General features: G+C 59.8%; 19 protein-coding genes and 1 pseudogene. 17 read left to right on the top strand and 3 right to left on the bottom strand.

Annotation, left to right across the window (positions count from 1 at the left end):
- From acs to QLG10_RS18370, 5 genes are all read left to right on the top strand, one after another.
- Nucleotides 1-1,382 (top strand): acetate--CoA ligase (acs, locus tag QLG10_RS18350; protein WP_282487790.1); only part of this gene is annotated, 1,382 nt, incomplete at its 5' end.
- Between the two features lie 111 nt (nucleotides 1,383-1,493).
- Nucleotides 1,494-1,769: a metal/formaldehyde-sensitive transcriptional repressor gene (locus QLG10_RS18355; protein WP_188264997.1), complete on the top strand. Its 276-nt coding sequence runs from the start codon at nucleotides 1,494-1,496 to the stop codon at nucleotides 1,767-1,769.
- A 19-nt stretch (nucleotides 1,770-1,788) separates the two neighbouring features.
- On the top strand, nucleotides 1,789-2,718 hold the full coding sequence (dmeF, locus tag QLG10_RS18360) for a CDF family Co(II)/Ni(II) efflux transporter DmeF (RefSeq protein WP_282487791.1): 930 nt from the start codon (nucleotides 1,789-1,791) through the stop codon (nucleotides 2,716-2,718).
- 46 nt (nucleotides 2,719-2,764) lie between these two features.
- Nucleotides 2,765-3,124, top strand: a complete 360-nt coding sequence (locus QLG10_RS18365; protein WP_282487792.1) for a hypothetical protein — start codon at nucleotides 2,765-2,767, stop codon at nucleotides 3,122-3,124.
- Nucleotides 3,125-3,126: 2 nt separating this feature from the next.
- Nucleotides 3,127-3,306: a DUF1289 domain-containing protein gene (locus QLG10_RS18370; protein WP_110754644.1), complete on the top strand. Its 180-nt coding sequence runs from the start codon at nucleotides 3,127-3,129 to the stop codon at nucleotides 3,304-3,306.
- Between the two features lie 63 nt (nucleotides 3,307-3,369).
- Here QLG10_RS18370 and QLG10_RS18375 read toward each other — a convergent pair whose 3' ends face one another.
- Nucleotides 3,370-5,496 carry a TonB-dependent siderophore receptor gene (locus QLG10_RS18375; RefSeq protein ID WP_282487793.1) on the bottom strand — a complete coding sequence of 709 codons (2,127 nt, stop codon included), beginning with the start codon at nucleotides 5,494-5,496 and terminating at the stop codon, nucleotides 3,370-3,372.
- Between the two features lie 391 nt (nucleotides 5,497-5,887).
- Here QLG10_RS18375 and QLG10_RS18380 point away from each other — a divergent pair, with 391 nt between their 5' ends.
- From QLG10_RS18380 to QLG10_RS18400, 5 genes are all read left to right on the top strand, one after another.
- Entirely contained in the window at nucleotides 5,888-6,343 is a 456-nt protein-coding gene (locus QLG10_RS18380) for a DUF4157 domain-containing protein (protein WP_349016957.1), read from the top strand.
- A 125-nt stretch (nucleotides 6,344-6,468) separates the two neighbouring features.
- Nucleotides 6,469-6,750, top strand: a complete 282-nt coding sequence (locus QLG10_RS18385) for a hypothetical protein (RefSeq protein WP_020795360.1) — start codon at nucleotides 6,469-6,471, stop codon at nucleotides 6,748-6,750.
- 367 nt (nucleotides 6,751-7,117) lie between these two features.
- A complete protein-coding gene (locus tag QLG10_RS18390) occupies nucleotides 7,118-8,452 on the top strand; it encodes an MFS transporter (protein WP_282487794.1) in 1,335 nt (444 codons plus the stop codon).
- A 114-nt stretch (nucleotides 8,453-8,566) separates the two neighbouring features.
- A complete protein-coding gene (locus tag QLG10_RS18395; protein ID WP_282487820.1) occupies nucleotides 8,567-9,772 on the top strand; it encodes an OprD family porin in 1,206 nt (401 codons plus the stop codon).
- A gap of 85 nt (nucleotides 9,773-9,857) precedes the next feature.
- Nucleotides 9,858-10,571, top strand: a complete 714-nt coding sequence (locus tag QLG10_RS18400) for a GntR family transcriptional regulator (RefSeq protein ID WP_110754631.1) — start codon at nucleotides 9,858-9,860, stop codon at nucleotides 10,569-10,571.
- A 9-nt stretch (nucleotides 10,572-10,580) separates the two neighbouring features.
- On the opposite strand, the gene QLG10_RS18405 is transcribed toward QLG10_RS18400, so the two are convergent.
- Nucleotides 10,581-11,531: a PDR/VanB family oxidoreductase gene (locus QLG10_RS18405; protein ID WP_282487795.1), complete on the bottom strand. Its 951-nt coding sequence runs from the start codon at nucleotides 11,529-11,531 to the stop codon at nucleotides 10,581-10,583.
- Nucleotides 11,532-11,619: 88 nt separating this feature from the next.
- Nucleotides 11,620-12,678, bottom strand: coding sequence for an aromatic ring-hydroxylating dioxygenase subunit alpha (locus tag QLG10_RS18410; RefSeq protein WP_020795364.1), 1,059 nt, complete (start codon nucleotides 12,676-12,678; stop codon nucleotides 11,620-11,622).
- A gap of 244 nt (nucleotides 12,679-12,922) precedes the next feature.
- Here QLG10_RS18410 and QLG10_RS18415 point away from each other — a divergent pair, with 244 nt between their 5' ends.
- The 7 genes and pseudogenes from QLG10_RS18415 to QLG10_RS18445 form a co-directional block, all read left to right on the top strand.
- Entirely contained in the window at nucleotides 12,923-14,260 is a 1,338-nt protein-coding gene (locus tag QLG10_RS18415; RefSeq protein WP_110754627.1) for an MFS transporter, read from the top strand.
- A 266-nt stretch (nucleotides 14,261-14,526) separates the two neighbouring features.
- Nucleotides 14,527-15,456 carry a pca operon transcription factor PcaQ gene (gene pcaQ, locus QLG10_RS18420; protein WP_110754625.1) on the top strand — a complete coding sequence of 310 codons (930 nt, stop codon included), beginning with the start codon at nucleotides 14,527-14,529 and terminating at the stop codon, nucleotides 15,454-15,456.
- A 121-nt stretch (nucleotides 15,457-15,577) separates the two neighbouring features.
- Nucleotides 15,578-16,297, top strand: coding sequence for a protocatechuate 3,4-dioxygenase subunit beta (gene pcaH / locus QLG10_RS18425; RefSeq protein ID WP_020801257.1), 720 nt, complete (start codon nucleotides 15,578-15,580; stop codon nucleotides 16,295-16,297).
- Nucleotides 16,298-16,309: 12 nt separating this feature from the next.
- Nucleotides 16,310-16,912: a protocatechuate 3,4-dioxygenase subunit alpha gene (pcaG, locus tag QLG10_RS18430; protein WP_033043919.1), complete on the top strand. Its 603-nt coding sequence runs from the start codon at nucleotides 16,310-16,312 to the stop codon at nucleotides 16,910-16,912.
- A 256-nt stretch (nucleotides 16,913-17,168) separates the two neighbouring features.
- Nucleotides 17,169-18,962: an alpha/beta fold hydrolase gene (locus tag QLG10_RS18435; protein WP_110754624.1), complete on the top strand. Its 1,794-nt coding sequence runs from the start codon at nucleotides 17,169-17,171 to the stop codon at nucleotides 18,960-18,962.
- 117 nt (nucleotides 18,963-19,079) lie between these two features.
- Nucleotides 19,080-20,315: a hypothetical protein gene (locus QLG10_RS18440; protein ID WP_223194219.1), complete on the top strand. Its 1,236-nt coding sequence runs from the start codon at nucleotides 19,080-19,082 to the stop codon at nucleotides 20,313-20,315.
- A 183-nt stretch (nucleotides 20,316-20,498) separates the two neighbouring features.
- Nucleotides 20,499-20,747, top strand: a pseudogene (locus tag QLG10_RS18445) (GFA family protein); the annotation flags it as partial.
- Between the last annotated feature and the right edge of the window lie 22 nt (nucleotides 20,748-20,769).

The following is a 20,769-nucleotide window of genomic DNA, read 5'->3' on the forward strand; positions in this document are numbered from 1 at the left end:
CCGGCAAGAAGATCCCGCTCAAGGCCAACGTCGACGACGCCCTGACCAACCCGGAAACCAGCAGCATCCAGAAAGTCATCGTGTGCCAGCGCACCGGTGGCGACATCAAGTGGAACCAGCATCGCGACATCTGGTACGAAGACCTGATGAAAGTGGCGGGCACCGTGTGCGCGCCGAAAGAGATGGGCGCCGAGGAAGCGCTGTTCATCCTCTACACCTCCGGCTCCACCGGCAAGCCCAAGGGCGTGCAACACACCACCGGCGGCTACCTGTTGTACGCGGCCATGACCCACGAGCGGGTGTTCGACTACCGCCCGGGTGAAATCTACTGGTGCACCGCCGACGTCGGCTGGGTCACCGGCCACACCTACATCGTCTACGGCCCGCTGGCCAACGGCGCGACCACACTGCTGTTCGAAGGCGTGCCGAACTATCCGGACATCACCCGGGTGGCGAAGATCGTCGACAAGCACAAGGTCAATATCCTCTACACCGCCCCGACCGCGATCCGCGCGATGATGGCGGCGGGCACGGCCGCCGTCGAAGGCGCCGATGGCAGCAGCCTGCGCCTGTTGGGTTCTGTGGGCGAGCCGATCAACCCCGAGGCCTGGGACTGGTACTACAAGAACGTCGGCCAATCCCGTTGCCCGATCGTCGACACCTGGTGGCAGACCGAGACCGGCGCCACCCTGATGAGCCCGCTGCCCGGCGCCCATGCCTTGAAGCCGGGGTCCGCGGCGCGGCCGTTCTTCGGCGTGGTGCCGGCTTTGGTGGACAACCTGGGCAACATCATCGAAGGCGAGGCCGAAGGCAACCTGGTGATTCTCGATTCGTGGCCAGGCCAGGCGCGTACGCTGTATGGCGATCACGACCGTTTCGTCGACACCTACTTCAAGACTTTCCGTGGCATGTACTTCACCGGTGACGGCGCCCGTCGCGATGCCGATGGTTACTACTGGATCACCGGTCGCGTCGACGACGTGCTCAACGTGTCCGGCCACCGCATGGGCACCGCCGAGATCGAAAGCGCGATGGTCGCCCACCCGAAAGTCGCCGAAGCGGCGGTGGTCGGTGTACCGCACGACATCAAGGGCCAGGGCATTTATGTCTACGTCACCCTCAACGCTGGCGAAGAGACCAGCGAGCAATTGCGCCTGGAACTGAAGAACTGGGTGCGCAAGGAGATCGGCCCGATTGCTTCGCCGGATGTGATCCAGTGGGCGCCGGGGCTGCCGAAGACCCGCTCGGGCAAGATCATGCGGCGCATCCTGCGCAAGATTGCGACCGCTGAGTACGATGGCCTGGGCGATATCTCCACCCTGGCCGATCCGGGGGTGGTGCAGCATTTGATTGATACGCACAAGACCATTACTGCGGCCTGACAGCTGCCCCCCTTTCCTGAAAGCCGGCACTCACTTTCAAGGACGAAAGAGGCTTGTATAGGTATAGGGGGTATACCTATACTCCCCAAACGAAAGTAAGGGGGGTATCCCGTGAGTCATATTGCTGCCAACAAAGACGATCTTCTCAAGCGTGTTAAACGCATCGCCGGACAAATCCAGGCCGTTGAGCGCGCACTGGAATCGGATCTCGACTGCGCGAAAACATTGCATCTTGTCGCTGCCACTCGCGGGGCTATCAATGGCTTGATGGAAGAAATCATCGAGGATCACGCTCGCGAGCATGTCGCGAACCCTGCCCTCAGTGAAGATGAACGCAACAAGGGTGTTGAAGAACTGCTTGAAGCCATTCGCCGCTACGCCAAGTGAACTCAAGGAGTACCGGCTCATGAGCAGCACCCACATCAAACATGTACACGACCACGTATTCCTTGGGCCTGCACACGAAGAAAATGCCAAACGCACGCTTTGGGTCGTGGCGCTGACCCTGGTGATGATGGTGGGCGAAATCAGCGTCGGCTATATCACCGGCTCGATGGCGCTGCTTGCCGATGGCTTTCACATGGCAACCCATGCCGGTGCATTGGGCATCGCGGCGGCCGCGTATGGATACGCCAGGCGCCATGCGTCCAGCCGGCGCTACAGCTTCGGTACCGGTAAGGTTGGAGACTTGGGTGGGTTTGCCTCAGCGCTCATTCTCGGCATGGTTGCGCTGGCAATCGGCGTAGAGTCCGTCATGCGGCTGTTGCAGCCGACAACGGTCCAGTTCGGCACCGCCACGCTGATTGCGATTGTCGGCTTGATCGTCAACATTGTCAGTGCACTGCTGCTTGGCCACGGTCACAGTCACAGTCACAGTCATGGCCACGATCACGATCATCATGACCACCAACATCACGGCAACGATAATAACCTGCGCTCAGCCTACGCCCACGTCATCGCGGACGCGCTGACGTCCGTCCTGGCCATTGTGGCATTGCTCGCTGGCCGCTACCTCGGATGGGTATGGCTGGATCCTGCAATGGGCATCGTGGGTGCCGTTGTCATCGCGCGATGGGCATGGACCTTGATGGGTGTCACCGCGAGCGTCCTGCTGGATCAAACCGATGAGCACGTTGCAGAGGAAGTTCGCGAATTGGTTGAACGGCCCGGCGATGCAACCATCACCGACCTGCATGTCTGGCGGATCGGGCCGCAAGCGCATGCAGCGATCGTCAGCGTCATTGGCCAAGCCACTGCAAACACCGAAAGCATTCGTGAACGCCTGAAGCCGGTTCACGAAATCAGCCATCTGACTGTCGAGTTTCGACCTGTCTGATTTACCCGACAGGGAACCCCCACGACTTCTCACAAAGGAGCCCGCCATGCCCTTGGGCAAACGTGAACTTGCGCGAATCGAGCGCCGTTTGATTGCAACACTGACCGCCGCCTGCGAAACGGCAAAATCTGAAATCAAAGGCTTTACCTGGCTCACCCACACGGCTGACATGAACGCGTTTGCCCAGACGCTGAAGGTGACCTGGGTGTTCGAAACCCTGGGCGATAAAAAACTCGCCCAGGCTGGCGCGAAAGCGCGGGTATTTCAGTTGACGGCCATCGCGCTGGATGAGGCAGGCATCGCCCTGGAGCCTTCGGACCACACTGTCCGATTCGACTCTGAGGAGGAATGCCAACGCGCCCATGATGGCGATTGGCAAAAACGCCTGGCATCGAGGGGCCATTGACCATGGCCAAGGACATCGAAAACCCATGCATTTCCGTATGCCAACTGCGCGGCGATCTGTGCGTGAGCTGCGGGCGTAGCAAGGAAGACATCAGGAAGTGGAAACGCATGAAGCGGCCTGAAAAAATGGCCGCGGCGCAAAGGGCGACTATACGTTTGAAGGGACTGAAGAAGATCTCGTGAGCCATTCACTCACTCGCCCTGCGACGCGGCGGGCGAATGAGTGAACAGCTACATCCCATCGAGCTACAAGGTGTAGGAAATACCGACCTGAACCGTCCTCGGCGCACCCGGGTAGGCATAGACGTTACCAAAGGCGCCTTCTTCATAATCCCGGTCGAACAGGTTCTTCACATCGAGATTGAGCCGGACCTTGTCATTGATTTTGTAGAAGCCCAGCAGATCGACAACGGTGTAGCTGCCCATCGAAAACGCCGTGTTGGCCGTCTGCCCTGCGCGCTCATCGACGTACTTGAGCCCCGTGCCCAGCCCCAGCCCCTCGAGCGCGCCCTCCTGGAACTCGTAGACGTTGAGCAGGCTTAAGCTGTTCTTGGGAATATTCATCAACCGGGTGCCCGACTCGATCACGTTGTCCTGGGTAACCTCGGCGTCGACATAGGCATAGCCGCCAATCACCCGCCATTCAGGGGTGACATTGCCAGCCACGTTCAGGTCAAAGCCACGGCTGCGTACTTCACCGGCCGCCACACTGAAGGTCGAGTCCACGGGGTCGGTGGTCAGGACATTGCGTTTTTCAATCTGGTAGATCGCCGCGTCCACACTCAGTTGGCGATCCAGCGCTTCCCACTTGATGCCCATCTCATAGGACTTGCCCTTCTCCGGGTCAAAACCACCCCCCTCTCGGCTGGCGCCGCTATTGGGCTTGAATGAGCGCGCGGTATTGGCGTACACCGCCACGGTGTCGGTCAGGTCATACAGCACGCCGAGACGTGGCGTCACCGCGTTATCGCTCGCTTCCCAGCTCCTGCCACCCGGCACGAAGGTTTCGTAGTCATGCTCGAAGCGCTCGAAACGGGCGCCCGCCAACACCTTCAAGCGCTCGGTCAACGCCACCTGATCCTGGACGAAGGCGGCGTAGGTCTTGAGGTTTTCCTTGTCGTCGGTCGGCGTACGGGTCAGGGCCGGGCGAGGCTGGCCATACACCGGATCGAAGATATCGATCGGGTAGGCACTCACTGCACCGCTGGAGCGCTGGATGATCGACTTGTAGTCGTAATCCTCGTATTCGACGCCAGTCAGCAAGGTGTGATCGAAACCGAGCGCGGTGAAATGCCCGGTGAGATTGAGTTGGGTGTCCTTGTCTGTCCACTCAAGCTTGCGGTAGTTGAAGTTGCGCCCCAGGGTGCGTCCATCGGCCGCCACGCCATTGGCTTCAACGGCATTGCCCTGCAAGGTGCCATCGAGCCACTGGAAACCACCGCCCAATGTCCAGTCGTCATTCAGGAAGTGCTCGAACCGCAACTGGGCCATGTTGTTGTCGTTGTGCAACTTGCCAACGTCTTTTTCACCGAAGAACGTGTCGCGCGACGCGGTGCCAATCTGATTCGGATAGCGCGTCAGGCCACGATCCAGGGGGTGATTGTTGCGCATGAAATCACCTTCGAAGATCACCTTGGTGTCGTCGTTGGCCTGCCACGAAATAACGGGGGTCACGCCATAACGTTCGGTTTCCACGTGATCGCGGAAGGTATCGCCGCCCTCGCCCACCACGTTCAGGCGATAGGCCAGGCGACCCTCTTCGTCGAGCGGGCCCGAGGCGTCCAGGGTGCCACGCTTCATTCCCTGATCATCGAGCTGGCTGCCCAGCGTGACGGTGCGTTCGGCCAGCGGTTGCTTGGAGACCACGTTGAACGTACCGCCGGGATCGCCCCGGCCGTAAAGCGTGGTCGCCGGGCCGCGCAATACTTCAAGCCGCTCGATGGTGTTCGCATCCGGCATGTTCGGGTAACCACGGTTGATCGGGAAGCCGTTGCGATAGAACTCACCGGTGGTAAAGCCACGCACGGTGAAGGTGGTCAGCCCCTGGCCACCGAAATTGTTGGCCCGTCCCACGCCGCCGGCGTAATCGAGCGCGTCCTGCAGCCTTGTGGCGCTGATGTCCTCGACGACATCCCTGGGTACTACGCTGATGGACTGCGGGGTTTCGTGGATCGCCGTGTCGGTACGGGTTGCGCTGGCAGAACGGGTGGCGCGATAGCCGTCCACTGGCCCCGTGGCGGTTTCAAGGTCCGCTGTGCCAACGATGTCCGTCGCTTGCAACTCCAGACCGGTTGCAGCGGTTGTCGCTGGCTCAGCCCAGGAGGAAGTGGAGAATGCCTGAAGCACACAGATAGACAGCAGGGTACGACGCATCTAGGAAGCCTTGAGAGAATAGCCAAATGGGACGGCATACATGCCAATAATTTCGCGGCGCATGGTATACCGTATCAATAGCTTTTGATAGGCGTTCTCATTCGTATTTTTGCGGGTAGTGGTCTGAAAACCGTGGGTACGGGGAATCGAACGCAGTAACAATGGTCGAATCCGTGGCAGGACAGCATGCTCCTGCCCAAATAACTGCCTGCGGGAGTCCCCATTGTCAGCCGTCTTTCTACGTCAAGCCTTGCGCCTGGCGATTCCACTCTTGTGCGTTGGCACTTCGTCTTCTGCTTTCGCCTGCCCCCAAGGTCAGTACCAGGTGTGTGTAGTCACCTGTTTTTGTGCCCCAGGCTCCAGGGAGGACACCGGGGAACTCTTCGAAAACATGAACCAGATAGCGGCCGCAGGATTACAGAGCTGGATCGTTCAATCGCGCAACACCGCGGCAACCGGCAATGTTCAAACCATCCCGCTGAATATTCGCGCCCAGCTTGAACCCTACTACGACATACAGGTGCTCGACTCGGCCCGCTACAAGATCGGCGATGATGAAGAGTTCAACGCCGCGAACACCATGCTGCAGAACCCCGATGTCAATGCCGTCACCCTTGTCGACATCATCGTCTTTCGCAGTCAGGACGATGCGCTGAACAACGTCGCGCTATGGGCGCACGAGTTGAAGCACGTGCAGCAATACCAGCAATGGGGCGTCGGCGAGTTTGCCACTCGCTACACCCGTGACTACTCCGCCGTGGAGGCACCTGCCTACGAGATTCAAACCCAGGTAGCGAAGGCGCTGAGAGCCAGCGTAGCCTCGCCAGAGCTTCCTCGAAATCCGTGAGTTAAAGGGGCCGCTACCAAAGACTGGCAGTGGATGGAGCGATGGAAAATGACAGCTAAGCTTCTTCTAACTGTGGGGCGGTCCATTCAGGTCCGCCCCTTCACAACAGCCTCGGAGAGGAGCCAATGAAACGCATCGTCATGCTCATCGCGATCTCTTTGCTTACCACTGCTTGCCAGAGCGATAACGGCGTCACCCGACTCGACAATTGCGTCTGCTATAAAACAGTCGAGGGACAGAAAACCCAGGCATCACCCATGGACTGGCAAGACACCGAAAAGGTGCGGGAACAATTCTCCCATTGCATTTGCCGAGCCTGGGTTGACCTGGAGAAGGCCGATGATCCCAATCAGTTTTTCGGGCCTGAGACGCAAATAAGAACGGAAATGAAGTCGCAGGAGAAATAGCTGTTGTGCCGGATACGCTCTGCGTCCGACAGCCTCGCATCCGCCATCAATGGATCCCTTAATAAAAACAAATGAAGACGACCGATAATCGAACACTTTATAAATCAAACTAACTCATTGATTTTTATGTGATTTATTAAAAAAATAAAAACCTATCGATAAAAATCCAGTCAAACCCACTTTTCAATGGATCCATATCTTGATTGACTGACACTGCACGGTGTCAGGTACAGCGCCTGCCCGCTCATAAAAATAACAAGGGTGTCGGGATGAATGACTTCTCAATCGGGCTCAAGCTTCGGCTTGCACCCACCAACGCGTGCCTTTCTCGCTTTGCCTTTACCCAGCCTCTTCTCGAGGGGCAGCCATGAGTGTCGATCTCAAGAGCGTGGTAGATGAACGTCCCATGGCGCGCTTCCAATGGTTGGCGGTGGGCATCTGTATTGTCCTGAACATGATCGATGGGTTCGACGTGCTGGTGATGGCCTTCACGGCCTCTTCCGTGTCCGCCGAATGGGCGTTGAACGGCGCGCAGATCGGGCTGTTGTTGAGCGCCGGACTGTTTGGCATGGCAGCAGGTTCTCTGTTCATCGCGCCATGGGCTGATCGCTATGGTCGCCGGCCACTGATTCTGCTGTGCCTGCTGCTCTCGGGGGCTGGCATGCTGCTGTCGGCCCTGAGCCAGACGCCGCTGCAACTGGCGCTGCTGCGTGGTTTGACCGGCCTGGGTATCGGCGGGATCCTGGCCAGCAGCAACGTGATTGCCAGTGAATACGCCAACAAGCGCTGGCGCGGGCTGGCGGTGAGCCTGCAATCGACCGGGTATGCCTTGGGTGCGACCTTGGGCGGGCTGTTGTCGGTGTGGTTGCTGACGCACTTTGGCTGGCGTTCGGTGTTCCTGTTCGGGGGCGCCGTGACCCTGGCGGTGATTCCCCTGGTGCTGCTGTACTTGCCAGAATCGCTGGACTTCCTGATCGCCCGCCGCCCGGCAAACGCGTTGGTGCGCATCAACCGACTGGCCGCTCGCCTCGGCCAGCCCGCATTGCGCGAACTGCCGGCCGCCCACTCTGCGCCGATTTCAGGCAGAGGGCGCCTGGCGCAACTGCTCTCGCCTGATTCACGGCGCACCACCCTGCTGATTTGGCTGTTGTTCTTCCTGGTGATGTTCGGCTTCTACTTCGTGATGAGCTGGACGCCGAAGCTGCTGGTCTCGGCAGGACTGTCGGCACAACAAGGCATCAGCGGCGGCGTGCTGCTGAGCGTCGGCGGCATCTTCGGCGCCGCGCTGATTGGCGGCCTGGCCTCGCGCTGGCGGCTAACCCGGGTGCTGTCGCTGTTCATGCTGATCACCGCAGGGCTTTTGGTGCTGTTCGTCGGCTCCGCTTCATCGGTATCGATGGCACTCGGCCTGGGTCTGTTGATCGGGCTGTTCTCCAACGGTTGCGTGGCAGGTTTGTACGCACTGTCACCGATTGTCTACGACGCTTCGGTGCGAACCACAGGGGTCGGTTGGGGCATCGGTATCGGCCGCATCGGCGCCATCCTTTCGCCGACTGTGGCCGGCCTGTTGCTCGACAGCGGTTGGCAGCCACTTCACCTGTATGGGGTGTTTGCCGTGGTGTTCGTGATGGCCGCCGTCGTGTTGCTGCAACTGCGGCCCAAGGTCCAGGCGCAACCGGGCAGCGCACTCAGCCAGGCCTGAGCCGATACAAAAAAGAGGTAGCGAGGCCCTGCCCTCGCTGCCGACTACACCTCCAGGAAAATAACAATAATGACTTACCTTTCTCTCCCTCCCCGGGCTTTGCTCGGCGGTGCAATGGCGCTTGCCTTTTTACCTGCGGCACAAGCCGAAAGCGGCGGCTTTTTCGAAGATGCCAAGACCAGCCTGACGCTGCGAAATTACTACTTCAATCGTGACTTCAACGATCCCGGCGCCAGCAAGAGCAAGATCGATGAATGGGCCCAGGGTGCGATCCTCAAGTTCAGTTCAGGCTACACCCCTGGCGTTATCGGCTTTGGCCTGGACGGTATCGCGATGCTTGGCGTCAAGCTCGACAGCGGCCCTAAGCGCAGCGGTTCGGAGCTGCTGCCGGTGCACGACGATGGTCACTCCGCCGACAACTACGGGCGCGCCGGGGTGGCGGCAAAGATGCGTTTGTCCGAGACGGAGCTGATGCTGGGCGAACTGATGCCCGACGTTCCGCTGCTGCGCTACGATGACGGTCGCCTGCTGCCACAGACCTTCCAGGGCAGCATGCTGGTGTCCCGCGAGCTCCCTGGCCTGAACCTGCAGGCAGGTCGATACACCGCCGTGAGCCTGCGCAATTCGTCGAACATGCAGGACCTTTCAGCCTGGGCGGCACCTACCGTCATGTCGGACGGTTTCAACTATGCCGGCGCCGAATACCGCTTCAACGAACAACAGACCCTGATCGGCGCCTGGCATTCGCAACTCGAAGACATCTACCAGCAAAGCTACCTGAACCTGCTGCATAAGCAGAAGTTCGGTGACTGGACCCTCGGCGCGAACCTGGGCTATTTCATCGACAAGGACGATGGCAGCGCCCTTATCGGTAACGTGCAAAGCCATACCGCCTACGGGCTGTTCTCGGCCAACCTGGGTGGCCATACCCTGTACCTGGGGCTGCAAAAGGTCAGCGGCGATACCGCCTGGATGTCCGTGTATGGCAGCAGTGGCCGCACCCTGGGCAATGACATGTTCAATGGCAACTTCAGTAACGCCGATGAGCGTTCCTGGCAGGCGCGCTATGACTACAACTTCGTCGCCGTCGGCATTCCCGGCCTATTGCTCATGACCCGCTACGGCCACGGCGAGAACGCCACCACCAAGGCCGGCAGCAACGGCAAGGAATGGGAACGCGACACCGAGGTCAGCTACACCCTGCAAAGTGGCCCACTGAAAAACCTTAGCGTGCGGGTCAACAACGCCACCAACCGTCGCAGTTTCAACAGTGATTTCGATCAGACCCGCGTGATCGTCAGCTACCCACTGTCCCTCTGACCCCTCCCCCCAGGGGCGCTTGTCGCCCCTGCATCCGTCCCCTCCTTGCGTTACTATGGCGAACCAACCTCTGGAAGTCGCCTGCATGAGCAAACCGGGTCAAATGGTGCTGGTCGCACTGCGCAAAATGATCGCTTCGGGCGAACTGGCAGCCGGCGAACGGCTGATGGAGATTCCGACGGCGGAACGTTTCGGCGTCTCGCGGATGCCGGTGCGCATGGCCTTCGTGACCCTTGAACAGGAAGGCTTGCTGGTGCGCCATGGCGGACGGGGCTATCAGGTACGCTCGGTCAGTGCCGACGACATCGCCGGTGCCGTGGAGGTGCGCGGGGTGCTGGAGGGCCTGGCGGCGCGCCAGAGCGCCGAACGCGGCTTGAGCGAACAGGCCCAGGCGGCGCTGCGCGAATGCCTGGTGCAAGGCGATGCACTGTTCGACAAAGGCTACGTGACAGAAGAAGACCTTGAGGCGTTCCATGACCTCAACATGCGTTTTCACCAGGTCATCGTCGAAAGCAGCGCCAACCCGGCCATTGCCGAAGCTCTGGCGCGCAACGACCATCGCCCCTTCGCTTCAGTGTCGGCGCTGGCGATCGATCGTCAAGACATGGCCCGCGAATACCGGCGCTTCAACTTTGCGCACATGCAACACCACTCGGTGTTCGACGCACTGGTCAGTCGCCAGGGCGCACGCGCCGAAGCCATCATGCGTGAACACGCCAATGCGACGCTGCGTTACGCCGAGGTCTTCGGCGCAATCAGCCATGGCGAACGGGTGAAGGTGATCTCGCGAGGCGAATGATCGGCTCGCTTAGAGATCCAGCACCAACAGTGCCGAACGAGCCCTCGAACAGCAGGGCGTGAACTGGTCATTGGCCGCCTGCTCTTCCTCGGTCAGGAACAGGTCGCGGTGATCGGGCACCCCTTCGAGCACACGGGTCAGGCAGGTTCCGCAGATGCCCTGCTCACAGGAAAGCGCAATCTCGACACCGTGGCTCTCCAGCACCTGGACCACCGTCTTGTCCGCCGGAATGTCGAACACCTGCCCGCTACTGCCCAGCTTGACCTGGAATGCCCCATCGGCAGCGGTGTCCACCGGCGCTGCGGCGAAGTATTCACGGTGCAATTGCCCCTCGCTCCAGCCCTGGCCCCTGGCGCTGTCGAGCACGTGCTGCATGAAACCTGACGGGCCGCAGACATACAGGTGCACGTCAGGGCCCGGATTGGCCAGGACCCTGGCGGCGTCCAGGCGCGAATCGGCCTGTTCATCGAAATGCAGATGCACGCGATCGGCAAAGGAAGCGCCTTTGAGTCGCTCGACAAAAGCCGCACGCTCACTGGAACGCGCACAGTAATGCAGCTCGAAATCGGCGCCGCTGTGGGCCAGTTCCTCGGCCATGCACAGAATCGGGGTGATGCCGATGCCCCCCGCGAACAACAGGCTGCGCCGCCCCTCGACCACCAGCGCAAACAGGTTGCGCGGTTCACTGATGAACAGCCGATCGCCACGGTTGATTTGCTCATGCAGGCTCCGGGAACCACCGCGCGAGCCGACATCCTTGAGCACGCCGATCAGGTAGCGATGGCGCTCTTGCGGGTGATTGCACAGCGAATACTGACGAATCAATCCGCCGGGCAGGTGCACGTCGATATGGGCCCCGGCACTGAAGCCGGGCAATGCCCCGCCTTGCGCGCAGGCCAACTCGTAGCTGCAGATATCCAGGGCTTCGTTGTTGCGGGATGTCACGACGACTTCAATCATGGCGCACCTTCAAGACCGGCCACCGCAGTGGCCGCGAACAGGATCTATGGGGGTGGACTGGCGTAGCGCCCAGGGGCGCTGCCCTTGGCTATTTGACCGCGGCAATCAGCTCGGCAGCCGGCGCTCGCTCACGAGCAATGAGGCGTTCCAGCACGCGCCTGGATTGCACGCCACCGGCATCGATATTGAGCTTGAGCAAGTTGCGCTCGGGATTGGCCAGCAGGTTTTTCTGCTGCTGTTCGAGCATGTCGAGGTCTTCGCTGAAAATCTTGCCCTGGCCCTCGCGGATGGTGGCGGTCAAGGCTTCGTCGTGGGGATTGAAATTGCGCGCCATGCCCCAGAAGTACCAGATCGACGTCTCGGTTTCCGGCGTAATGAAGTCGACCACGATGCTCGCGGCCTTGTGTTGCGGCTCGGCGTCGTACCCCCCCTTGCCGGCGTGGGCCACGCCGACCTCGATCAAGACGTGACTGGGCGGAGTGAAGCGGCAGATCTGCCAACGGTCTACCGGCACGTCGTCGGCCAGGTTATTGCCACGCAGGGCCATTCGCCAGAACGGCGGCGCCATGATGTTTTCCATGTGCCGCGCAGTGACCACCTCGTCACCCTGGACGGTGGTGACCGGTGCCGCTTCATCGATCTCTTTCTGGCCGATGCTCGAGGCGTGCACGTAGGTTTCGTGGGTGAGGTCCATCAGGTTATCGATCATCAGTCGATAGTCGCAATTGATGTGGAACAGCCCGCCGCCGTAGGCCCACTCATCGCTGACCGCCCACTCCAGATGATGGATCAACGCAGGATCAGCCTTGTCCTGCTCCCCGGGCCAGACCCAGATGAAACCGTAGCGCTCTTGCACCGCGTAAGTCTTGTTGCACGGAAAGCCCCGTACGCGCTGGCCTGGCATTTCGACAGTCTTGCCGTCACAGCCCATCACCAGGCCGTGGTAGCCACAGACCAGGTTGCCATTCTCGACGTAGCCCAGCGAAAGAGGGGCGCCACGATGGGGGCAAAAATCCTCGACGGCAGCAACGCGCCCTTCATGACCGCGATAGAAGACGATTTTCTCACCGCATATTTGCCGCCCCAGGGGCTTGGAAGCAATCTCGTCGGGGGTGCAGGCGACGTACCAGGTGTTTTTGGGATACATGGGATCTCCGGGACAGGCTTGTTGTTATGGATCCATTGAAGCGAATAAAACTGACTATAGTCAAGCTATTTAAGGATTAATGCACATTAATGGATCCATTGATCTCAAACAGCGATGCCCAACCTTTCGAACATTTGATCCGGGCGAAGTCGGTACTGACTACGTGGATGACACTTTTGAAGTGAACAGCTTCAGCGCCTGCCTCGATAATCGATAGCTTACTGACGAACTGTCGAGGTCAAGCATGACGAGCACAACAACGGAACAAGTCAGCCCGAAAACACTGAGAAGAGTGATCGTGGCTGCCGGCATCGGCAATTTCGTGGAGTGGTTCGACTTCGCCGTCTACGGCTTCCTGGCCACGACCATCGCCCAGCAGTTTTTCCCCAGCGGCGATGCCAGTGCCGCGCTGCTCAAGACCTTTGCGGTATTCGCCGTGGCGTTTGCGTTCCGGCCCCTTGGGGGGATTTTCTTCGGCATGCTGGGTGACCGGATCGGCCGCAAGCGCACCCTGGCGATGACGATTCTGCTGATGGCCGGTGCGACGACCTTGATCGGTGTGTTGCCCACTTATGCCGCCATCGGGGTCACGGCGCCGATCCTTCTTTCGCTGATCCGTTGCGCCCAGGGTTTCTCCGCCGGCGGGGAATACGCAGGTGCCTGTGCTTACCTGATGGAGCATGCGCCGAGTGATAAACGCGCTTGGTACGGCAGCTTCATTCCAGTGTCGACATTTTCCGCCTTCGCCGCCGCCGCCGTGGTGGCCTACGCGCTCGAGGCATCGTTATCGGCTGAAGCGATGGGCAGTTGGGGCTGGCGCCTGCCGTTCCTGATTGCCGCACCGCTGGGCCTGGTGGGTCTTTACCTGCGCTGGAAGCTCGATGAGACACCGGCATTCCAGGCGGTGACCCAGGAACATGCGGTCGCCCATTCCCCACTCAAGGAAACCTTGCGCAACCATGGCGCGGCCATCTGCTGCCTGGGCGCCTTCGTGTCGCTCACGGCGCTGTCGTTCTATATGTTCACCACCTACTTCGCGACCTACCTGCAAGTCGCCGGTGGCTTGAGTCGCGCCACAGCATTGCTGGTGTCACTGATTGCCTTGCTGTTCGCGGCGGCAATCTGCCCGTTGGCCGGACTGTATTCGGACCGGGTCGGGCGCCGGATGACGGTGATGACGGCGTGCGCCTTATTGATCGTGGCCGTGTATCCATCGTTCCTGATGGCCAGCTCCGGCTCGTTCGCAGCGTCGGTCGCAGGCGTCATGCTCCTGGCCGTTGGCGCGGTGTTGTGTGGCGTGGTCACCGCGGCCTTGCTCTCGGAAACCTTCCCCACCCGAACTCGCTACACCGCCTCGGCCATCACGTACAACATGGCGTATACGATTTTCGGCGGGACGGCCCCGTTGGTGGCGACGTGGCTGATCAGCACCACTGGCAGCAATTTGTCGCCGGCGTTCTACCTGATTGCGATTGCATTGCTGGCGCTGGCGGGTGGGCTGGCCTTGCCGGAGACGTCACGGATTTCCCTGCATGATGTGCAGGCGGAGGGGAAAGGCGCAGGTGTGCGGGCTGTGGCCTGATCGCAGATTTGCCCCCGATCCAATTGTAGGAGCGAGCCTGTTCGCGATGAACGTCCTGACAACGTGCTCATCCAGACAGGCGCGCTATCGTTGACGTCCATCGCGAGCATGCTCGCTCCTACAAGTGACTCGCCGTAAGGGCGAAACCATAAGCCGCCGTTACCGCAGCAATGGATATGCCCCCCAAAAAATGGCCGGGACAACCACACAACCACTGCAAATCCAACAATAATAGAGGCCAAACCCTAAAAGCAGAGCCCCCCCGCTTGAACATCGATAACCGAATCAAATTCCGGCATCTGCTGTGTTTTCTCGAGGTGGCGCGCCAGGGCAGCCTGGCACGTGCCTGCGACAAATTGGCGATCAGCCAGCCAGCGCTTTCCAAAACCTTGAAGGAACTGGAAACCCTGCTCGATGCCAGGCTGTTTGAACGGGGTAAAAAGGGCTCCACGCTGACCGAGGCCGGCGTGGCCTTCCTGCGATACGCAGGGCCGAGCGTGCAAGCGCTGCGCGACGGGGTCAACAGTTTACGCTCGGGCGCGCATGAGCCCATTACCGTACAGCTCGGCGTGCTCTCCACGGTCGAAAGCCTGTTGGTACCGGAAGTAGTCTGCCGCCTGCACGACCGTCACCCGGCGCTGGTGGTCAGTGTCGTGACTGGCCCAAGTGCCTATTTGCTGTCCCGACTGCGGGTCGGTGAGCTGGACCTGGTGGTGGGCCGGATGACCGATAGCCCACTGATACAAGGGCTCGCGTTCGAGCACTTGTACAGCGAATCCATGACCCTGGTGGTCCGCAGCGGCCATCCAGTGCTTACCGATCCGTCGGGACAGAAAAACCTCGAAGACTATCCGCTGGTATTGCCGTCGGCGGGGACGACGATCCGCAAGTTCGCCGACAGCCTGTTCGTCCAGCACGGGATCACACCATCACGCCAACGCCTGGAGACCTTGTCGGTGGCCCTGAGTCGGCGCTACGTGCTATGCAGCCAGGCCATCTGGGTCGCCCCTCTGGACGCTGTCAGGCAGGATTTGCGACAGGGCGAGTTGGTCGAGCTGGACCTGGGAATGCGTGAGCCGGGTGGCTCCGTGGGGCTGTGCACCAATCCCGCGTTACCGGTATCGCCGGCGGCGCAGTGGTGCGTGGAGGCACTGCGCGAGGTCGGCCAGGAGTATCGCGAAGGCCAGTATCCATAACCATCTGGATATGCATAAGGTCGATTTTTTCAATGTTGCGCTGGGCCGAACAAGACGACACTGGGCCACCAGTCGCTGCCACGCAGTGCCTCCGTCCCACCATAACAATAGGAAAAACGACATGTCTGATGCGCACGACAGCCGCTTCGTCATTCGTGACCGTAATTGGCATCCCAAGGCCCTGACGCCTGATTACAAGACCTCGATCCTGCGCTCCCCTCGCCAGGCACTGGTGAGCATTCCCCAGTCTGTATCCGAAACCAGCGGCCCGGATTTTTCCCATCTGCAGATGGGGCGCCACGATAACGACCTGCTGTTGAATTTCAATCACGGCGGCCTGCCCATCGGCGAACGCATCATCGTCGCGGGCCGGGTTTGCGATCAGTACGGCAAGCCGATTCCCCACACCCTGGTGGAAATGTGGCAAGCCAATGCCGGTGGTCGTTACCGGCACAAGAAAGACAGTTACCTGGCCCCCCTCGACCCCAATTTCGGCGGCGTTGGCCGTGCGTTGACCGACCGCGATGGCAACTACAGTTTCCGCACCGTCAAGCCCGGCCCCTACCCATGGCGTAACGGCCCCAACGATTGGCGACCCGCGCATATCCATGTCTCCATCAGTGGCCCCTCGATTGCCACGCGCCTGATTACCCAGCTGTATTTCGAAGGTGATCCGCTCATCCCGATGTGCCCGATCGTCAAGTCGATCGCCAACCCGGACGCGGTGCAGAGCTTGATCGCCCGCCTGGACATGGGCATGGCCAATCCCATGGATTGCCTGGCTTATCGTTTTGATATCGTCCTGCGCGGCCAGCGCAAGACCCACTTCGAAAACTGCTGAGGAGGCCTGCGAATGCCCGTTCAACTTCTGCCTGAAACCCCGTCGCAAACCGCCGGCCCTTATGTGCACATCGGCCTGGCGCTGGAGGCCGCCGGCAACGCGCCGCGCGAGCAGGAAATCTGGAACGAGATGGCCAGGCCTGGCGCGCCAGGCGAGCATATTCTAGTGGTGGGCCACGTGTATGACGGTAATGGCCACTTGATTCGCGACGCCTTCCTCGAATGCTGGCAGGCCAATCACGACGGCGTCTACGACAGCGCTTTCGACCTGGAAAAACCCTTCAATTGTTTTGGCCGTACCGCGACCACCGATGCCGGTGAATGGACGATCAAGACCGTCAAGCCCGGCAGGCTGAAAAACGCCTCGGGCGTTACCATGGCTGCGCATATCAACGTGGCGTTGTTTGCCCGGGGCATCAACATTCACCTGCAGACCCGCCTGTATTTCGACGACGAGCCCGAGGCGAATGCCGTGGATCCGGTGTTGAACCTGATCGAACAGCCCCATCGGCGCGAATCCCTGGTCGCCAGGCGCTGCACCGTGGATGGCAAGCTGGCGTACCGCTTCGATATTCATCTTCAAGGCGAAGCGGAAACGGTGTTCTTCGACTTCTGACGCGGCGTGGGCAGACACCATGCTGCCCACAACCCTGAAATCAGTACCGGCGCGCTTCAAGCGCGCTGGGTAAAACCCACTTCCAGTTCCGCTATGCGTACCTGCAGGCGCTCACCGTTCAACTCATCGGCCTGCGCTCCCCGTGTCATGAAATGAAAATTCGCTGTCGTGCAATGCGAGGTGGCCGCCCCCTGCTACACCCTAGAGTCGGAGCAAAATAACAACCGGGTCAGCACCCGGATACAAGAGAGCCGACATGAGCAGATCCACCCGAACGAGCGATTCCGCCACCCCCACCCAGCATCTCCCGGCAACCGGCCGTAAACGTCGCATCCGCAAGGAAGGCGATCTACCGGGCGACACCCAGCAACAGGAGCTGATCGGCACGGCTTCCAACCAGACCCTGGCAGCCAATCCACTGGTCAGCGTGCGCACGGCGGACCTGGCCAGCTCGGCCGGTTACCTGCTCAAGGCCGTGGGCTTGTCGCCGCTCAAGGCTGGCGCTCATCTGGGTGGCTACCTGAAGGAGCTGCGCGGCATCGTCGGCGGCAATTCCAGCATCGCGCCGAATCCCAAGGACAAGCGATTTGCCGATCCAGCCTGGCAATCCAACGTCTTCCTGCGCGCGCTGCTGCAAAGCTACCTGGCCGGCCAAAGCGAGCTGACCCGCTTCATCGAATCCACCGACCTTGCCCCACTTGAAAAGAGCCGCGCCCGATTCGTCGCGGAACTGCTGGCCGATGCAGTGGCACCGAGTAATTCGCCGCTGACCAATCCGGCGGCACTGCGCAAGCTGGTGGACACCGGGGGCATGAGCCTGGCCAGGGGCCTCCGCCAGTTCGGCGATGACATGCTGAACAACCGTGGGCTCCCAAGACAGGTCGACAGCACGCCGTTCACGGTTGGCGAAAACATCGCCACGGCCAAGGGCCAAGTGGTGTTTCGCAACGAGATGTTCGAGCTTCTGCAGTTCGCCCCCACCACCGAAAATGTCCATGCCCGACCCTTGGTGATGTCGCCGCCGCAGATCAACAAGTACTACGCCATCGACCTGTCGCCGGAGAAAAGCCTGATCAAGTGGATCCAGGACAGCGGCGTGACACTCTTCGTCATCAGCTGGCGCAACCCCACCCGCGAGCACCGCGACTGGGGCTTGGCCGAGTACGCGCTGTGTCTCGACCAGGCCGTGGACGTGGCACGCCAGATCACCGGCAGCCCGGACGTGAACATGTGGGGCTCCTGTTCGGGCGGCATCACCCTGGCGGCTTACCTGGGCTGGCTGGCGGCCCGTGGCGAAGGCCACAAGGTGGCCAACACCAGCTGGGCCGTGTGCGTACTGGACATGCCTTCGGCACTGGACGACACCACCCTGGGACTGTTCACCACTGCGTCCGCCCTGCGCGCGGCCAAGGCCAGTTCCCGGCGCAAGGGCGTGCTGAGCGGCCAGGGCATGGCCCGCATGTTCGCCTGGATGCGGCCCAACGACCTGATCTGGAACTACTGGGTCAACAACTACCTGCTGGGCAACAAGCCGCCGGCCTTCGACATCCTGGCCTGGAACAACGACACCACGCGACTACCCGCCCAACTGCACGCGGACTACCTCGACCTGGTCCAGCTGAACCCCTACAGCAACCCGGGCACCCTGGAGATTGCCAGCGAGTCGATCGACATGACCCAGGTGAAGGTCGGCGCCTATGTGATCGGCGGCACCACCGACCACATCACGCCCTGGCAGGGCTGCTACGGCACTGCCCGGCTGTTTGGCGAGGACGCCACCTACGTACTGTCCAACGCCGGTCACCTGCAAAGCCTGGTGAACCCGCCGGGCAACCCGAAGTCGTTCTACTACGCCGCACCGGCCGCCGCCGAGACCCCGGAAACCTGGCTGCAGAACGCCGGTGAGCGCCAGCAAGGCAGCTGGTGGCCGCATTGGCGCGAATGGATCGGCCAGCGCTCGGGCGAAAGCCGGCCGGCGCCGAAGAAACTCGGCACGCGCAAATACCCGCCCCTCTGCCCCGCACCTGGCACCTATGTCATGGAGCGTTGAGGCTGCCTTTTTGGCCTTGAGCTGAGCCCACGACACCGTGGGTTTCAGCCTGCCCCTTGTGGGAGCGAGCCTGCTCGCGATGGGCGTCAACGGTTATACGGGCCGTCTGAATGAGAAATGAGTCGCACAACTTCTTATATCTTTATTTTGGCGTTGTTATTTTGCTTTAATCATCGCGATAAAACCACTATCAGATCTGATAGTGTATTTTTCTTCTGGCATGTGCGTGAATACCCGTGCATTTCAAGTGAACGAAATAACTGCGATCACTTTATCTTTTTAATTATTCAGGAGTGGAAGATGAACAGCTGCACGAATGATTTAAAAAGTGATGAGACAGCACTTACTCTTCACGAAAGCTGGGCAGAGCCTTATGCCATACATGTTGCCTGGCCAGGCGCTGACGAATTCAAACGATATCAGTTTCATGGAGCCCCAGGCTGGCCTTTTAAAACATCTGCACGCGAGACAACCATAACTGGATTGCAACCTGATACGACGTATAGATTTTATATTGCAGGGATGAGGCACAATGATCAATGGAGCGAAAACGGGCCCACGCTTACGATCAAAACAAGAAGTACTACATTTCCGATCTGGGAGACCGAGGTCACCAAAACATCATTCAAGTTGAATTGGGATGCTGATGGGAAGAGAGTTCTAGTAGACGTTGACGGGATACAAACGACTCATAGTTTACCCGCTTACAAAGTCATTCAGTCACTCGAACCGGGCCAAATGGTCAAGTGCAAGCTCAGGCTCGAGACCCAATCGGAATGGAACGATTTTACTTTTACTATTCCCAGGGACCTGCCGACCCCCCCTACCTTTCTTGAAGCCTATGATCAGTCGTCTGATCGGGTATCCTTGTATTGGAATAGCGGAGGTGTCGATGGGGGGACCCCCCGCTATCGAATAGAAAGAGACGGAAAGCTACTTGGCATAAAAGATCGGCCTCCCTATATCGACACAACGCCTCAACAGGGCTGCTCGCATGTCTACTCCGTTCAAACCATGGATGATCAGTCTAATCTTTCTGAAAAGATTACTCACACCGTGGATTTTGATGACTTTACCGCACCCACTGACCCGACTAATCTGTCAACTTCGCACCTTACCTTGACTCTGAAGTGGGATGAGTCTTACGACAGTGCTGGACAAGTTTTTTATGATGTCGATCAAGATGGCGATTATCTGGGCACCACGAAAGAGGTAGAATTTGCTATTACCGGCCTGGACTCAGGTCAACGGTATACCTTCGGTGTGACGGCTAAAGACCCTAGCGACAACAAATCCAATCGAGCAACGGTAACTTACCCCGCAATCGGTGTTCCGCTCAAACACCAACGGTAACCCTCTTACGCAGTTGGCTTATAACATCAATGGGTTGGGCAGCGCTCGGGCAACCCCCTGCCCCTCTGCCCTGTCCCTGGCACCTGTGCCATGGCGCGGTAAGGCTGCCCTCGGGGGAGCGAGCCTGCTCCTACAACGATAAATACGTCTTTCAGTCAGTAACCGGCCAGGCGCGGTCGACACCGCGCCGATTTGCATCTCATCGAAGGTGCAGGGCAAATCACGACCTACAGCTCCTGCGACTCCGTACTTCGTCAGTTTTGCAGCCAATGCGGCTCGTCGTTGTTCTGGTCAAAAAGCCAATACGCTGACTGGATCTCCATTGCGCTGGGTACCCTGGACACGTGCTTCACGTCTGAAAAACAGCGGCATCTCGAAGTGGCGTCCAAGGCGTCCTGGTTTGAAATTCAGGATCGGTGGCCCCAGTCTTGAGCGAGGTTTACGCTTCACCCTT

The sequence above is a fragment of the Pseudomonas sp. V98_8 genome, from assembly GCF_029967975.1.
GTDB classification, from domain to species: domain Bacteria; phylum Pseudomonadota; class Gammaproteobacteria; order Pseudomonadales; family Pseudomonadaceae; genus Aquipseudomonas; species Aquipseudomonas umsongensis.

Excerpts from the sequence above, each read along its gene's own strand:
- dmeF (WP_282487791.1), top strand. The coding sequence starts at position 1,789 with ATGAGCAGCACCCACATCAAACATGTACACGACCACGTATTCCTTGGG.
- QLG10_RS18365 (WP_282487792.1), top strand. The coding sequence starts at position 2,765 with ATGCCCTTGGGCAAACGTGAACTTGCGCGAATCGAGCGCCGTTTGATT.
- QLG10_RS18370 (WP_110754644.1), top strand. The coding sequence starts at position 3,127 with ATGGCCAAGGACATCGAAAACCCATGCATTTCCGTATGCCAACTGCGC.
- QLG10_RS18375 (WP_282487793.1), bottom strand. The coding sequence starts at position 5,496 with ATGCGTCGTACCCTGCTGTCTATCTGTGTGCTTCAGGCATTCTCCACT.
- QLG10_RS18380 (WP_349016957.1), top strand. The coding sequence starts at position 5,888 with ATGAACCAGATAGCGGCCGCAGGATTACAGAGCTGGATCGTTCAATCG.
- QLG10_RS18385 (WP_020795360.1), top strand. The coding sequence starts at position 6,469 with ATGAAACGCATCGTCATGCTCATCGCGATCTCTTTGCTTACCACTGCT.
- QLG10_RS18390 (WP_282487794.1), top strand. The coding sequence starts at position 7,118 with ATGAGTGTCGATCTCAAGAGCGTGGTAGATGAACGTCCCATGGCGCGC.
- QLG10_RS18395 (WP_282487820.1), top strand. The coding sequence starts at position 8,567 with ATGGCGCTTGCCTTTTTACCTGCGGCACAAGCCGAAAGCGGCGGCTTT.
- QLG10_RS18400 (WP_110754631.1), top strand. The coding sequence starts at position 9,858 with ATGAGCAAACCGGGTCAAATGGTGCTGGTCGCACTGCGCAAAATGATC.
- QLG10_RS18405 (WP_282487795.1), bottom strand. The coding sequence starts at position 11,531 with ATGATTGAAGTCGTCGTGACATCCCGCAACAACGAAGCCCTGGATATC.
- QLG10_RS18410 (WP_020795364.1), bottom strand. The coding sequence starts at position 12,678 with ATGTATCCCAAAAACACCTGGTACGTCGCCTGCACCCCCGACGAGATT.
- QLG10_RS18415 (WP_110754627.1), top strand. The coding sequence starts at position 12,923 with ATGACGAGCACAACAACGGAACAAGTCAGCCCGAAAACACTGAGAAGA.
- pcaH (WP_020801257.1), top strand. The coding sequence starts at position 15,578 with ATGTCTGATGCGCACGACAGCCGCTTCGTCATTCGTGACCGTAATTGG.
- pcaG (WP_033043919.1), top strand. The coding sequence starts at position 16,310 with ATGCCCGTTCAACTTCTGCCTGAAACCCCGTCGCAAACCGCCGGCCCT.
- QLG10_RS18435 (WP_110754624.1), top strand. The coding sequence starts at position 17,169 with ATGAGCAGATCCACCCGAACGAGCGATTCCGCCACCCCCACCCAGCAT.
- QLG10_RS18440 (WP_223194219.1), top strand. The coding sequence starts at position 19,080 with ATGAGTCGCACAACTTCTTATATCTTTATTTTGGCGTTGTTATTTTGC.